Annotated in this window: 15 protein-coding genes; 13 read left to right on the top strand and 2 right to left on the bottom strand. The window is 67.3% G+C overall.

From position 1 onward, the window contains the following. Window positions 1–71: 71 nt before the first annotated feature. From ALA01S_RS28220 to ALA01S_RS28190, 7 genes are all read left to right on the top strand, one after another. The gene (locus ALA01S_RS28220; RefSeq protein WP_066342593.1) at window positions 72–518 is read left to right on the top strand and encodes a PAS domain-containing protein; all 447 of its coding nucleotides are present in this window, start codon (window positions 72–74) and stop codon (window positions 516–518) included. Window positions 519–610: 92 nt separating this feature from the next. Beyond that, a complete protein-coding gene (frc, locus tag ALA01S_RS28215; RefSeq protein ID WP_066342592.1) occupies window positions 611–1,858 on the top strand; it encodes a formyl-CoA transferase in 1,248 nt (415 codons plus the stop codon). A 204-nt stretch (window positions 1,859–2,062) separates the two neighbouring features. Further along, window positions 2,063–2,371 carry an HAD family hydrolase gene (locus tag ALA01S_RS28210; protein WP_066342591.1) on the top strand — a complete coding sequence of 103 codons (309 nt, stop codon included), beginning with the start codon at window positions 2,063–2,065 and terminating at the stop codon, window positions 2,369–2,371. A 39-nt stretch (window positions 2,372–2,410) separates the two neighbouring features. Beyond that, complete coding sequence (locus ALA01S_RS28205; protein ID WP_066342589.1) at window positions 2,411–3,229, top strand: hypothetical protein; 819 nt, start codon at window positions 2,411–2,413, stop codon at window positions 3,227–3,229. Between the two features lie 45 nt (window positions 3,230–3,274). Then, window positions 3,275–4,057, top strand: a complete 783-nt coding sequence (locus ALA01S_RS28200; RefSeq protein WP_066342588.1) for a fumarylacetoacetate hydrolase family protein — start codon at window positions 3,275–3,277, stop codon at window positions 4,055–4,057. A gap of 83 nt (window positions 4,058–4,140) precedes the next feature. After that, window positions 4,141–5,196: a 2-dehydropantoate 2-reductase gene (locus ALA01S_RS28195; RefSeq protein ID WP_066342587.1), complete on the top strand. Its 1,056-nt coding sequence runs from the start codon at window positions 4,141–4,143 to the stop codon at window positions 5,194–5,196. Window positions 5,197–5,284: 88 nt separating this feature from the next. Continuing rightward, entirely contained in the window at window positions 5,285–6,202 is a 918-nt protein-coding gene (locus ALA01S_RS28190; protein ID WP_066342586.1) for a LysR family transcriptional regulator, read from the top strand. A gap of 37 nt (window positions 6,203–6,239) precedes the next feature. Here the strand turns inward: ALA01S_RS28190 and ALA01S_RS28185 are convergent, their stop codons facing one another. Together ALA01S_RS28185 and ALA01S_RS28180 are read right to left on the bottom strand one after the other, a co-directional pair. Next, on the bottom strand, window positions 6,240–6,422 hold the full coding sequence (locus tag ALA01S_RS28185) for a hypothetical protein (protein WP_066342585.1): 183 nt from the start codon (window positions 6,420–6,422) through the stop codon (window positions 6,240–6,242). Between the two features lie 288 nt (window positions 6,423–6,710). After that, window positions 6,711–7,784 carry a S1 family peptidase gene (locus ALA01S_RS28180; protein ID WP_066342584.1) on the bottom strand — a complete coding sequence of 358 codons (1,074 nt, stop codon included), beginning with the start codon at window positions 7,782–7,784 and terminating at the stop codon, window positions 6,711–6,713. A 622-nt stretch (window positions 7,785–8,406) separates the two neighbouring features. Here ALA01S_RS28180 and ALA01S_RS28175 point away from each other — a divergent pair. The 6 genes from ALA01S_RS28175 (at window position 8,407) to ALA01S_RS28150 (ending at window position 13,518) form a co-directional block, all read left to right on the top strand. Beyond that, on the top strand, window positions 8,407–8,607 hold the full coding sequence (locus ALA01S_RS28175; RefSeq protein ID WP_066342583.1) for a hypothetical protein: 201 nt from the start codon (window positions 8,407–8,409) through the stop codon (window positions 8,605–8,607). A 186-nt stretch (window positions 8,608–8,793) separates the two neighbouring features. Continuing rightward, window positions 8,794–9,765: a Bug family tripartite tricarboxylate transporter substrate binding protein gene (locus ALA01S_RS28170; protein WP_066342582.1), complete on the top strand. Its 972-nt coding sequence runs from the start codon at window positions 8,794–8,796 to the stop codon at window positions 9,763–9,765. Window positions 9,766–9,841: 76 nt separating this feature from the next. Beyond that, complete coding sequence (locus ALA01S_RS28165) at window positions 9,842–10,540, top strand: RraA family protein (RefSeq protein ID WP_066342581.1); 699 nt, start codon at window positions 9,842–9,844, stop codon at window positions 10,538–10,540. Continuing rightward, window positions 10,540–11,463, top strand: a complete 924-nt coding sequence (locus tag ALA01S_RS28160) for an NAD(P)-dependent oxidoreductase (RefSeq protein ID WP_066342580.1) — start codon at window positions 10,540–10,542, stop codon at window positions 11,461–11,463. The genes ALA01S_RS28165 and ALA01S_RS28160 overlap by 1 nt, the downstream gene beginning before the upstream one ends. A 139-nt stretch (window positions 11,464–11,602) precedes the next feature. Beyond that, entirely contained in the window at window positions 11,603–12,565 is a 963-nt protein-coding gene (locus ALA01S_RS28155) for a Bug family tripartite tricarboxylate transporter substrate binding protein (RefSeq protein ID WP_066342579.1), read from the top strand. Window positions 12,566–12,570: 5 nt separating this feature from the next. Then, a complete protein-coding gene (locus ALA01S_RS28150; RefSeq protein WP_066342578.1) occupies window positions 12,571–13,518 on the top strand; it encodes an SMP-30/gluconolactonase/LRE family protein in 948 nt (315 codons plus the stop codon). The last annotated feature ends 79 nt before the right edge of the window (window positions 13,519–13,597 follow it).

The following is a 13,597-nucleotide window of genomic DNA, read 5'->3' as shown; positions in this document are numbered from 1 at the left end:
GCCGACCGCATCGCCACTTTCCACGCCGTGGGCGTGGTCTGAAGCTGATTGAAGCACAACGGGAGACCACCATGCCTGCCATCGATTTCGAGCAGTTGGTGAAGTCCATGGGCGACGCGGTGGTCGTCACCGATGGCGCCGGCGCCATCGTGTTCTGGAACGCGGCGGCCACGCGCATCTTTGGCTTCACCGAAGCCGATGCGTTGGGCCAGTCGCTGGACCTCATCATCCCCGAGCGCCAGCGCGGCCGGCACTGGGATGGCTACAACAAGACCATGGCGTCGGCCCAGACCCGCTACGGCACCACGCTGCTGAAGGTGCCCGCGCTGCACAAGGACGGGCACACCCTGTCCATCGCCTTCACCGTGATGCTGCTCACCGGCGTGCAGGGAGAAGTGCAGGGCGTGGGCGCGGTCATACGCGACGAGACGCCGCGCTTCCAGGACGAGCGAGCGCTGCGCAAGCGCATCGCCGAGCTGGAAGCCCGCCTGGCCGCCGAGCCCAGTGGCGCGGCCTGAGGCCGACACAGCCCATTCGCCCAATTCGCCTATTTCACGCGCGGGCACCGGGATGCCGCGCGCCATTGATTTGCACAACCTAGGGGACATTGATGAACAAGGCTTTGAGCGGCGTTCGCATTCTGGACTTTACGCATGTCCAGTCGGGGCCCACCTGCACCCAGTTGCTGGCCTGGCTGGGGGCGGACGTGATCAAGGTGGAGCGGCCGGGCGAGGGTGACGCCACGCGCGCGCAGTTGCGCGACATCCCGGGCGTGGACAGCCTCTACTTCACCATGCTCAACCACAACAAGCGCTCGGTGACACTCAACACCAAGAAGCCGCGCGGCAAGCAGGTGCTGGAGTCGCTGATCAAGAAATGCGACGTGCTGGTCGAGAACTTCGCACCCGGCGCCATGGAGCGCATGGGCATGAGCTGGGAGCACATCCATAAACTCAACCCACGCATGATCGTGGCTTCCGTCAAGGGCTTTGGCCCAGGCCGCTACGAGGACTGCAAGGTCTACGAGAACGTGGCGCAGTGCGCGGGCGGTGCGGCTTCCACCACGGGTTTCGATGATGGCCCGCCGGTGGTGAGCGGTGCGCAGATCGGCGACAGCGGCACGGGCCTGCACCTGGCATTGGGCATCCTGGCGGCGCTGTACCAGCGCACGCACAGCGGCCGAGGCCAGAAGGTGCTGGCGCCCATGCAGGATGCCGTGCTCAACCTCTGCCGCGTGAAGCTGCGCGACCAGCAGCGGCTGGAGCGCACGGGGTCGTTGCACGAGTATCCGCAGTATCCGGACGGCAAGTTCGGCGAAGCCGTGCCGCGTGCCGGCAATGCCTCCGGCGGCGGCCAGCCCGGCTGGATCCTGCGCTGCAAGGGCTGGGAGACGGACCCGAATGCCTACATCTACTTCATCACGCAGGCGGCCGTGTGGCCGGCGGTGTGCAAGGTGATTGGCGAGGAAGGCTGGATCACGGACGAGGCCTATGCCACGCCGCAGGCGCGGCTGCTGCACCTGAAACCGATCTTTGCCCGCATCGAGCAGTGGACCATGACCAAGACCAAGTTCGAGGCCATGGAGATCCTCAATGAATTCGACATTCCCTGCGGGCCGATTCTCTCGATGAAGGAGATTGCCGAGGACCCGTGGCTGCGCAAGAGCGGCACGGTGGTGGAGGTGGAGCACCCCACGCGCGGCAAGCACCTGACGGTGGGCAACCCCATCAAGCTCTCGGACAGCCCCACCGAGGTCCAGCGCGCCCCGCTGCTGGGCGAGCACACCGACGAAGTGCTGCGCGAACTGGGCTACAGCGAATCCGACCTGGCCTTGCTGAGGGAAGAAGGATCGATTTGATCCTTGCTCGATATCCCTGCTGAACGGTATTCGCCATTCCTGTCGCGGCGGGAATGGCGGTCCTTATTTTGAGGCGAGCTTTCGTTCATCTGGCCGGCATCCATAAGCCGCCGTAAATGGTTTCCAGAAAAACAATCAACTGTTGTTAACCAGCTTGGCTCCATAAACTGGATTCGTCCATTCCGATACTGCAAGGAGAAGGTGATGTTCAACGACCTGCCCCTGGAATTCCGGATCGAGGAAATCGAGCGCAACGCGTACAACGCGGCTTTTTACGAGCTGGGCCTGCGCTGGTACTGGGATACCGAAACCTACGCGGCGCTGTTGCGCCACAGCGCGCAGCCGGCCGAGCGCATACAGCATTACCTGCGCACGCAGCAGCCGCACCTGCTCACGGCCTACGACGCGGACTTCTTGGCCCGCGCCATCCAGGAGGGCATGCTGCGCCGCAAGGACAGCGCCCGCCCGGTGTGCGACTGGTCCAAGGTGACCGGCTGCGAGTTGGGCATCTGAGCCGGCACCCACGGTTGACTCACTGAAGGCGCGGCGGCCATGTCCATACTCGTCAACAAGCACACCCGCGTGATCCTGCAGGGCGGCGACGGCGGCGCCGGCCCGGGCTGCAGCGCCGCCTGGCGCGCCGGCGGCCGCGCGGGGCGCGCCTGCATCGTTGCAGGCGTACCTTATGGCCCTACCCAGGACATGCCCGCGGGCGTGCCGCTGTTTGCCAGCGTGCGCGAGGCCAGGGCCGAATCCGGCGCGACGGCGTCCGTCATCTGCGTGCCGCCGATGTTCGCAGCCCGCGCCATCGAGGAAGCGCTGGACGCGGAACTGGAGCTGGTTATCTGCCTGACCGAAGGCGCGCCTGAGGAGCCCATGCGGCGTGTGCGCCAGCGCGTGCGCGAGCAGGGCACGCGGCTGCTGGACCGCTCCTGCGGCCTGGTCACGCCGGGCGAGATCCATATCGGCCCGCTGGCAGGCCAGGCGCTGCGGCGCGGCCGCATAGGCGTGGTGTCGCGCTCGGCCGCGCTGGCGAGCCTGGCGGCCGGGCAGCTGGCGGGCTACGGCCTGGGCGAGTCCACGGTGGTGGGTTTGGGCGAGCCTGGCGGCTGCGGCCTGGGCACGCTGGACGTGCTGCGCCTCTTCGACCAGGACCCCGGCACCGACGCCGTGCTGCTGGCCGGCAGCCTGGACGCGCGCGCCGACGCCGACTGCGCCCACTGGGTGCAGCGCCACATGCGCAAGCCCGTGGTGGTGTTCGGCCAAGGGTCGGACGCGCTGCCCGCGGGCCTGCCGAGCACGCGCAACCCTGCCGCGATGGGCGACCTGGTGGCCGCCGCCGTCGAGCCGCAGTGGCTGCCCTTCGACTGAACACGATCCGCGATCACGCTATTTCACTTCGCATCAAGGACCACCATGAGCACTCTCTGGATTCGTTACGAGCTTGACGGGCAAGCAGGCTTCGGCCGCCTGGAAGGCCAGCGCGTGCATGAGCACCGCGGCGACCTCTTCGGCCGCCACGAGGCAACGGGGCGCAGCGTCGCGCTGGGCGACGTGCGGCTGCTGCCGCCCACGCAGCCGAGCAAGGTGGTGGCGATGTGGAACAACTTCGGCGAGCTGCGCGCCAAGCTCAAGCTGGGCATGCCGCAGGAGCCGCTGTACCTGCTCAAGTCGCCCAACTCCTGGTCGGCGCATGGCGCGCCCATTGAGATGCCACGCTGCGGCGGCAAGGTGGTGTTCGAGGGCGAGCTGGGCATCGTCATGGGCCGGCGCTGCAGCGGCGTGAGCGAGGCGCAGGCCCTGGAACACGTGTTCGGCTACACCTGCGCCAACGACGTGACGCAGGCCGAGATTCTCAACCGCGACGCCAGCTTCGCGCAGTGGGTGCGCGCCAAGGGCTTCGACACCTTCTGCCCCATGGGGCCGGCCATCGCCACGGGCCTGGACCCGCAAAGCCTGCGCGTGCGCACGCTGCTGGACGGCCAGGTGCGGCAGGATTACCCCATCAGCGACATGACGTTTGCCGTGCCGCGCCTGGTCAGCCTGATTTCCCAGGACATGACGCTGCTGCCCGGCGACGTCATTCTCTGTGGCACTTCCGTGGGCGTGGGCTCCATGAAGCCCGGCAGCACGGTGGAAGTCGAGATCGAAGGCATAGGCCGCCTGAGCAACCAGCTGGTTGAGCGCTCCACCGCCTGAGGCGGGAAGGGCGCAAATCCAGCCATCGCACTCATCCCATTCCATCCATCAGCAGCAGCAGCATTCACCACAGGAGCTTATTCATGAAAATCGCCATCATCGGCGCGGGCGCCATCGGAGGGCTGGTTGGCGCGAAGCTGGCGCTTGCGGGCGAGGACGTCACCTTCCTCGTGCGCGGGCGCAACCTGCAGGCTATCCGCGAGCATGGCGTCAAGCTGGTCACGGCCGAGGGTTGGGAGCACACCGCCAACAACGTGCGCGCCACCGACGACTACGCCGAGGCCGGCCCGCAGGACCTGGTGATCCTGGCCATGAAGGCGCACCAGGTGGAGGCCGTGGTGCCCGAGCTGCCCAAGCTGTTTGGGCCGGATACCGCCGTGGTCACCATGCAGAACGGCATTCCCTACTGGTACTTCCAGCGCCACGGCGGCGAGCACGAGGGTAAGCAGGTGGCGACGGTGGACCCGTCCGGCGCCATCGCCGCAGGCATTCCGGCCGAGCGCGTGATCGGCTGCGTGGTCTACCCGGCCTCGGAGCTTGTGGCGCCGGGCGTCATACGCCACATCGAGGGCGACCGATTTCCGCTGGGCGAGCTGGACGGCAACATCACGCCGCGCGTGCAGGCCATTGCCGAGCGCTTTGCCAACGCCGGCTTCAAGGCACCGGTGCTGGACAACATCCGCGCCGAGATCTGGCTCAAGCTCTGGGGCAACCTGACTTTCAATCCTATCAGCGCGCTCACGCATTCGACGCTGGAGGACATCTGCCGCTTCCCGCTGTCGCGGGAGGTTGCGGCGTCCATGATGCGCGAGGCACAGGACGTCGCGACCAGGCTGGGCATCAGCTTCCGCGTGCCGCTGGAAAAGCGCATTGCCGGCGCGGAAAAGGTGGGCAAGCACAAGACGTCCATGCTGCAGGACGTGGAGGCCGGGCGCGAGCCGGAAATCGACGCGCTGGTGGGATCGGTGGTGGAGCTCGCCCGCCTCACGGGCACGCCCACGCCGCACATAGACACGGTGTTCGGCCTGGTGAAACTGCTGGCCAAGACCATGGGCGACGAGGGCGGGCAGGTGCGGCTGCAGGCCATGGCGCCGGCGCAACCGGCGGAAGCTGCTGCCTCGGCACGGTTGGCGGCCTGATTCCTTTAGCGTCACATGCGGCGCACATGCGTGTCCATGAGGGGCCGGCAGTGATGCCGGCTCCAACACGTCAGTCCCGCCCGGCGCGATGAAACACGCGACCTTCCGGCAGTTGAAAGTGTTCGAGTCGGTGGCTCGGCACTTGAGCTATTCGCGCGCGGCCGAGGAGCTCTATCTCACGCAGCCTGCCGTCTCCATACAGATTCGCAAGCTGGAGGAGCACGCGGGCCATCCGCTGTTCGAGCAGTTTGGCAAGAAGGTCTATTTGACGCCCGCCGGTGCGGAATTGCTGCAGATCAGCCGCGCCATCATCCAGCAGTTCGAGGCCGCCGAGGCCGCCATGGCGCAGTTCAGCGGCGTGGCGGGCGGCAAGCTCAACGTGGGCGTCATCAGCGCGGGCGACTATTTTTTTCCGCGGCTATTGGTCGATTTCCTGGGCCGGCATGCGGGTGTGCAGCTCAACTTCACGGTGCACAACCGGGAAGAGCTGCTGTCGCACATAGAGCAGAACCTGACCGACCTGGCGGTCATGGTCAGGCCACCCAATGACCTGGACACCGTCAACGAAGCCTTCGCACCGCACCCCTATGTGGTCGTGGCGCCGCCGCAGCACGAGCTGGTGGGGCGCTCGCGGCTGGAGGTCGGGGAGGTGATGCGCCAGCCCTTCATCGTCCGCGAGCGCGGATCGGACACATGGAAGTCCATGCAGGAAGGCTTTGGGGGCGATCTGTCGGCGCTCAACGTCGCCATGGAAATCCGCAGCACCGAGACCATCAAGCAGGCCGTGATGGCGGGGATGGGCTTGAGCTTTTTGTCCGCGCACACGGTCTCGCGCGAACTGCAGGCGGGAAGCCTGCGCGTGCTGGACGTCCAGGGCTTGCCGCTGATGCTGCACTGGTACGTGGTGCACCGCTTGGGCAAGCGCCTGCCGCCGGTGGCGCAGGCGTTCAAGGATTTTTTGATCAGCGACGGCGCGTCGCTGATCCGTCACATCGTCCCGGCGTGACCGTCCGAGGCGGGAAAGGAGGCTGAAACCTCAGCGATCAGCGCTTGAAGGCCTGGAGCACCAGGCGCTTGTGGTTGCGCTGGCGCAGCAACTCGCGCACGGCGTTGTAGACGATGCCCGCGGGCGTGGCCGCGAACAGCTCGCTCCAGGCGGCGTTCACGGAGGCGGTTTGCGCCTGCGGCTTGTAGGAAGGGTTCGACGAGGAAACAGTGGACTTCATGTTGTGTCTCGCGAAAAAACGTCTGGACTGACGCCAGTCTAGGGTAAACCCCAGCTGGTTAACAACTCTTTTGTTGTTTCGCCCCATCGTGATGCAAGGATTGGCACACAGGAAATCACGGTAGAGCAGTGTTGAAGTCAGCAAGCAGGGAGCATGCCTGCGCCACGCCAGCCACAGGGCCGGTGCGCGGGTGGTTTTTTGCCTGTCGTTGCGTGATCAACAGGCGGCGGCTGGCCTGGGCTGCAGGCCTTGCAGCCCAGCCTTTGCGAGGCGTACGTGCCTTGCGAATCAGGGCGCAGCGGCGGCGTGCTGGGCGGGCAGGGGCGCGTCGGTGCCCAGCTTTTCCGTCGTCTCGCGCGCCAGAGCCGGGTTGAGGCGGTTGAGCGAAGCAAGCGCTTGCTGCTCCTGTTGCGCCTGGCCGCTGCGGTGGTAGAGCTCCGCCAGCGCCGCCCAACTGCGGCTGAAGCCCGGGTTCACCGTCAGGCTGCGCTGCCAGGTTTGGGATGCCGCCTCGTCGCGGCCCAAGTTGGCGTTGGCCAGGGCGCGCAGGTAAAGCGGCTCGGCGTCGGCGGCGTCCTCGCGCATCCAGCGCTCGGTCAGTTGCAGCAGCGCGTCCCACTGGCCGGCGCTTTCCATGGCGGCGGCTTGCAGGAAGTTGGGCAGGGTGTTCACCGGTCCTTGCCAGAAGCCTTGGCCGTCGTGCGGCTTCACGTCCACGGCGCGTGCCTGGGCCTGCTCGGCTGCGGGCAGCCATTCCACTGGCATGGCGTAGTAATTGGACCGGCCGCCGGGCAGGCGGAAGGTGAGGATGCCCACGAGCCGGCCCTGTTCGTCGAACAGTCCGCCGCCGCTGGCGCCGGAGCTGAAGCCGTTGCTGCACTGGATGACCTGGCTGCCGTCCCACTGGTGCAGCGCCACCACGCTGCCGCCGCTGATGCGCAGTGCCGGCCCGCCGGTGTAGCCCAGCGCGGCCAGGTCCTGGCCCTCGCGCAGCGAGCCGGCCTTTCCGAGCGCCACCGGCTTGTGCGGCAGCTCGGGGACTTGCAGCAGGCAAAGGTCGTGTTCGGCGTCCACCGTCTGCGCCTGCACGGGCCAGCGTGAGCCCGCCTGCACCACGGTGATGGACTTGGCCCGCCGCGTGACGTGGCAGTTTGTCACCACGCGTTCCTTGGCGATGACCACGCCCGAGCCCACCTGCATGCGCCCGCTGTCTTCCTGCGACTCGATGCGCAGCACGCTGCCACCCAGCTCGATGAGCGAGCGCCGGTCGAAATCCGCCTGCGCAGGGCCTGCGGCCACCGTGCCTGCGGCCAGCACCAGGGTGCCCCACAGGCGGCCCGCCGGGACCGGAACCGCTTGCAATTCAGCTGGGCCGCGCCGTCGGCGTGCGCCTCTTGCGAAGAGTGACGCCAACGCCTGCTTCAGCCTGCTGAATCCCATACTGCACCATTTCCTTGCGACAAGATGAGCACGTTCCAGGCCTGCCAAATGGGCAGCCCTTCGGTTATTCAAATGAATAAAACCCCTTGATCCCCGCACGGAAAAATGCGGGGATGTTCACCTTGGGTCAGGTGCGAATCAGTATAAGTGCTGATGTTGCGGTGCAGCAAAGCCTTCCACTGCAGTCGGATACCGCATTCGACATGGCCCGGCACGGGCGTTTGCTGGCCCGCGCATCAGGTTGGATTGAAACGGACCAGCGGGCCGGGAAGAGTAATTCCCGGTGCCGAAGTCATTGATCTTTCGTGATTTTTTGTCCATGCCGGCGGTGTGATGTGTAACGAGGCTGAATTTCGGCTGCTTCGTTGTGAGAATGGGAAATATGTGGAGTGTGTTTTGTCTGCTCTCGTGAATTCAATAATATTTTGAATGTGCATCGTCAGCGGTAATGCACTGTGAAACTATTGATGGACTGGGTTTTCTTTTGCCGTTTGAAGGTGAATGTGTGTTGGGTCTCGTTGCTGCGGGGTTTTGAGCTTTGAACATGAACCATTGGAAGAACACAGGCGTGGCTGCAGCCTTGTGCGGCCTGCTGGCGCTGGGTGCGGTGGCCGCGCCGGCGCACTGGTACCTCTGGCGCAGCAAGCTCGACGGCAAGACTTTTTGCCATCAGACCTCGCCTGGCGAAGGCTGGGAGCGCGTGGGCGGGCCGTTCCGGGATTTGCGCTGCGAGAAGCCGGCGTGATTCGGTTGCACGGCGGCGCAGCCCGCCTGCACGCCGACTGCAAAAGCGGCGTTTATCAATAGCCAGAAATTATCAAATGGACCCCGCGCCTGGCGGCGCGAATACTGGCTCCAACACGACGGCACGGGCGCCGCGTCCTCGCCCCGGGGACCGCGGCCAACGACCCGGCCGCCCAAAGGAGACAACATGCTGTTCGACCGCCGCCAACTCCTGGCTGCAGCGCTGGCTGCGGCCTGCGCGCCCGCCGCACTGGCCCAAGCCTGGCCCGCCAAGGCCATCAAGGTCATCGTCCCGTTCCCGCCCGGCGGGGGCACGGACATCATTGCCCGCGAGGTGACGCAAACGGTCGCCACGGCCACGGGCTGGACCTTCGTCATCGACAACCGTCCCGGCGCCGGCGGCAACCTGGGCGTGGACACCACCGCCAAGTCGCCGGCCGACGGCTACACGCTGGTGCTGGGCCAGACCAGCAACCTCGCCATCAACCCCAGCCTCTACGCCAAGCTGCCCTACAACCCGGTGAAGGACCTGGCGCCCATCGCCATGGTGGCCACCGCGCCGCTGGCCATCGTGGTGTCCGCCACCTCGCCGTACAAGACGCTGGCCGACCTCGTCAGCGCCGCCAAGGCCAAGCCGGGCGTGGTGAACTTCGCCTCCCCGGGCAATGGCACGGTGGCGCACCTTACGGGCGACCTGTTCCAGAAGGCCGCCGGCGTGCGCTTCCAGCACATTCCCTACAAGGGCGCCAACCAGGCGCTGAACGACGTGATTGGCGGCCAGGTGGACATGTACCTGTCCTCGGTCACCTCGGTGCTGCAGCAAATTCGCAACGGCAAGCTGCGCCCGCTGGCGGTGAGCTCGGCCAAGCGCGTGGACGACCTGCCGCAAACGCCCACCGTGGCCGAGGCCGGCTACAAGGGTTTCGATGCGTCGACCTGGTTCGGTTTCCTGGCCCCGGCCGGCACGCCCAAGGAGGTCGTGGCGCGCCTCAACACCGAGTTCAACAAGGCGCTGCAGCAGCCTGACCTGCGCAAGCGCCTGGGCGAAGAGGGCGCCGACCCGGCCGGCGGCAGCCCCGAACAGTTCGCCGCCCTGATACGCGACGAGATCCAGCGCTGGGGCAAGGTCGTCAAGGACGCCGGCACCAAGCTGGACTGACCGCTCCCCTTCCTCTTTTTCCCGCCGCGCCACCGTCCCACCCGCGCGGCCCCCTGGTCCCCAACGGAGATTCACCATGAGTCAAGCCGCCGCATTGCCTGATGTCATCCGCGACATCGAGCGCCTGTCCTCCGACGTCGTCAAGCAGGCGTCCGAGTTTCCTTCCTCCATACTGGCCGACGTGGCTGGCCGCCGCGGCGCGCTGCACGGCCGCATCCAGCCGCTGAGCCCCTCCATGCGCTTCGCGGGCACAGCCATCACCGTGGAAGTGCGCCCCGGGGACAACCTCATGATCCACGCCGCCATGGCCATCGCGCAGCCGGGCGACGTGATCGTCGTGGACGGCAAGGGCGACCTTTCCAGCGCGCTGATGGGCGAGATCATGTCGCAGCAGTGCGTGGCGCTGGGCATCGCCGCGGTGGTCATCGACGGCGCCGTGCGCGACAGCGAGGCCATCCGCGAGCTGGGCTTTCCCATGTTCGCCGCGGGCCTCAACCCCAACGGGCCGACCAAGAACATCGCCGGCCGCCTGAACCACCCCATCTCCATCGGCGGCGTCACGGTGCACCCGGGCGACCTGGTGGTGGGCGATGCCGACGGCGTCACCGTGGTCGAGCGCGCCAAGGCCGCCTCGCTGCTGCCGCTGGCCGCCGAGAAGGTTGACATGGAAACCAAGCGCATAGCCGGCATCAAGAGCCGCCAGGCGCTGCGTCCGGCCTGGCTGGACGGCGCCCTGCGTACCGCCGGCGTGCTCAAGGACGGGGAGACGCTGTGATGAGCAGCCGCAAGCCCGTCTTCCTGATCACCGGCGCGGACCTGGCGCCGCAGGCGCTGGCGCTGCTGGGCGACTACGAGGTGGTCTACGCCGGCAAGACGCCCACGGAGGCCGACATCGTGGCGCTGTGCAAGCAGCACGACCCGGTGGCCATCATCGTGCGCTACAGCAAGGTGGGCGCCGCGGCGATGGATGCGGCGCCGTCCCTGAAGGTCATCTCCAAGCACGGCAGCGGCACCGACACCATCGACAAGGCCGCTGCCGCCCAGCGCGGCATACAGGTCAAGGCCGCCGTGGGCGCCAACGCCGCGGCCGTGGCCGAGCAGGCGCTGGCGCTGCTGCTGGCCTGCGCCAAGTCCGTGGTGCAGCTCAACGAGCGCATGCACGCGGGCCATTGGGACAAGGCCACGCACAAGAGCGTGGAGCTGGCGGGCCGCACCGTGGGCCTCATCGGCCTGGGCGCCATAGGCCTGCGCTTTGCGCGCATGGCCGACGCCATGGGCCTGCGCGTCCTGGGCTTCGACCCCTACGCCAAGGACTTGCCGGACTACGTGCACAGCGTGGACCTGGAGACGATCTGGCGCGAGTCGGACGCCCTCTCGCTGCACTGCCCGCTCACCAGCGACAACGCCAAGCTGATCAATGCGAACACGCTGGCGCAGTGCAAGCGCGGCGTGATCGTGGTCAACACGGCGCGCGGCGGCCTCATCGACGAGGACGCGCTGCTGCAGGCCGTGCGCGACGGCCAGGTGCACAGCGCGGGGCTGGACAGCTTTGCGGTGGAGCCCATGACGGCGCCGCACCCCTTCCACGGCGAGCCGCGCATCCTGCTGAGCCCCCACATCGGCGGCGTGACCAGCGACGCCTACGTGAACATGGGCGTGGGCGCGGCCAAGAACGCGCTGGCGGTGCTAGCCAATTGAGCAGCGCCAGCCTTGTAGGAGGCCCGCTTGCGGGCCGAACCGTGGCCCGGCTGCAATTCGGCCCGCAAGCGGGCCTCCTACAAAAGCTCGGTGCGCTCTTGCAGGCCGAACAGCAAGCAGAACACAACGGAGACAAGCCATGAAATTCTTCAACGTCCTGGCCGGCGCCGGCCTGCTGGCCGCCGCCACGCTGGCCCAGGCGCAGGCCTATCCCAGCAAGCCGGTCAAGATCATCGTCCCGTACCCGCCCGGCGGCGCCGTGGACGTGGTCACGCGCAAGATGGCTGCGCAGCTCCAGGCCCAAACCGGCCAGACCTTCTTCGTCGAAAACAAGGCCGGCGCCACCGGCACCATTGGCGTGATGGCCGCCGTGCACGCGCCGGCCGACGGCTACACCCTGGTGGCCAACGACACCACCTACGCGCTGCTGCCGCACATCTTCAAGAAGCTGCCCTTCGACCACCAGAAGGACCTGGTGCCGGTGTCGGCCTTCATGTTCGCCCCCATGGCGCTGGTGGTGCGGGCCGAGAGCGGCCACAAGACGCTGGCCGACCTGGTGGCCGCGGCCAAGGCCAAGCCCGAGTCCGTCAGCTACGGCACGGGCGGCGCCGGGACGACGCCGCACTTCGCCGCCGAGGCACTGGGCATCGCCACGGGAGCCCGCTTCATGCACGTGCCCTTCAAGGGCGCGGGCGAGGCCACGCTGGCCGTGCTGTCCGGCACCATCGATTTCCAGATGGCCTCCACGCCCGGCGTGATCGGACAGGTCAAGGGCGGCAAGGCGCGGCTGCTGGCCGTCAGCGGCGAGCAGCGTTTGCCTTCGCTGCCGGACGTGCCCACCTTCGCCCAAGCCGGCGTCAAGGATTTCAGCGTGGTGAACTTCACCGGCCTGTGGGCGCCCAAGGGCACGCCGGCCGAGGTGACGGCGCGGCTGCAAAAGGAAATTGCCGCCGCCATGGGCACGGCCGAGATGAAAACCTATGCCGACAGCATTGCCGCGCTGCCGGGCTACTGGGGCGCCGCCGAGTTCGGCAAGACGCTGGCCGAGCGCACCGCCTACTGGGGCAAGATCGCCGCCAACACGGCCTTCGAGCGGCAGTAATCAAGATGTTCCTCCTCCAAGCCCCCCAGGTCCGCGACGCCGAGGTTTTTACGAGCATGCCGCCGGAGTTCCGGCGCACGGGCGTGCGCTCGGCCTGGGCGGACGCCAACCGCGGCGGCGTGCCCTGCGACTCCTTCCTGGAAGGGCCGGTGTTCGACGCCGCGGGCAGGCTCTACGTCTCGGACATCCCTTTCGGCCGCATCTTCCGCATCGACGCGCAGGGCGGCTGGACGCAGGTGGCCGAGTACGACGGCGAGCCCAACGGCATGAAGTTCCTGAACGAGCGGGAACTGCTCATCACCGACTACAAGAACGGCCTCATGGTGTGCGATACCGCCACCGGCGCCGTGCGGCCCTTCCTGGAGCGGCGCAACAGCGAGCGCTTCCGCGGGGTGAACGACCTCACCTTCGACTCGCAGGGCAGCCTCTACTTCACCGACCAGGGCCAGAGCGGCCTGCACGACCCCACGGGCAGCGTCTACCGCCTGCGTCCAACGGGGCAACTGGACTTGCTGCTGTCCAACGTGCCCAGCCCCAACGGCGTGGTGCTGTCCAAGGACGAGAAGGTACTGTTCGTCGCCGTGACGCGCGGCAACTGCGTCTGGCGCGTGCCACTGATGGCCGACGGCAGCGTTTCCAAAGCCAGCCAGTTCTTCACGTCCTACGGCCCAAGCGGCCCGGACGGCCTGGCCATGGACGAGGCGGGGCGCCTCTTCGTCGCCAACCCTGGCCTGGGCTACTGTTGGGTGCTCAACCACCGTGCCGAGCCCGTGCAGGTGATCCGCAGCCCCGCGGGCGCGTCGCTCACGAACCTGGCCTTCGGCGGCGAGGACAGGCGCACGCTGTACTGCACGGAGTCGGTGTCCGGCTCCATTCTCATGGCGCGCATGGACACGCCCGGCTTGCCTTGCGCCCGCCCCGCGCAGCCGCCGCGCGCGACGCCCGCGGCCTGACGCGGACCCCGCAGGCGAGGCGGCCGCATGAAGCCGCCCGCTTGGCAACCTTCCCGGAGACAAGTTATGAAACTTTTTC

The organism is Azohydromonas lata NBRC 102462 (assembly GCF_001571085.1).
GTDB lineage: Bacteria > Pseudomonadota > Gammaproteobacteria > Burkholderiales > Burkholderiaceae_C > Azohydromonas > Azohydromonas lata.
The sequence above is the reverse complement of the archived record's forward strand: the minus strand, read 5'-3'. Positions and strand labels throughout refer to the sequence as shown.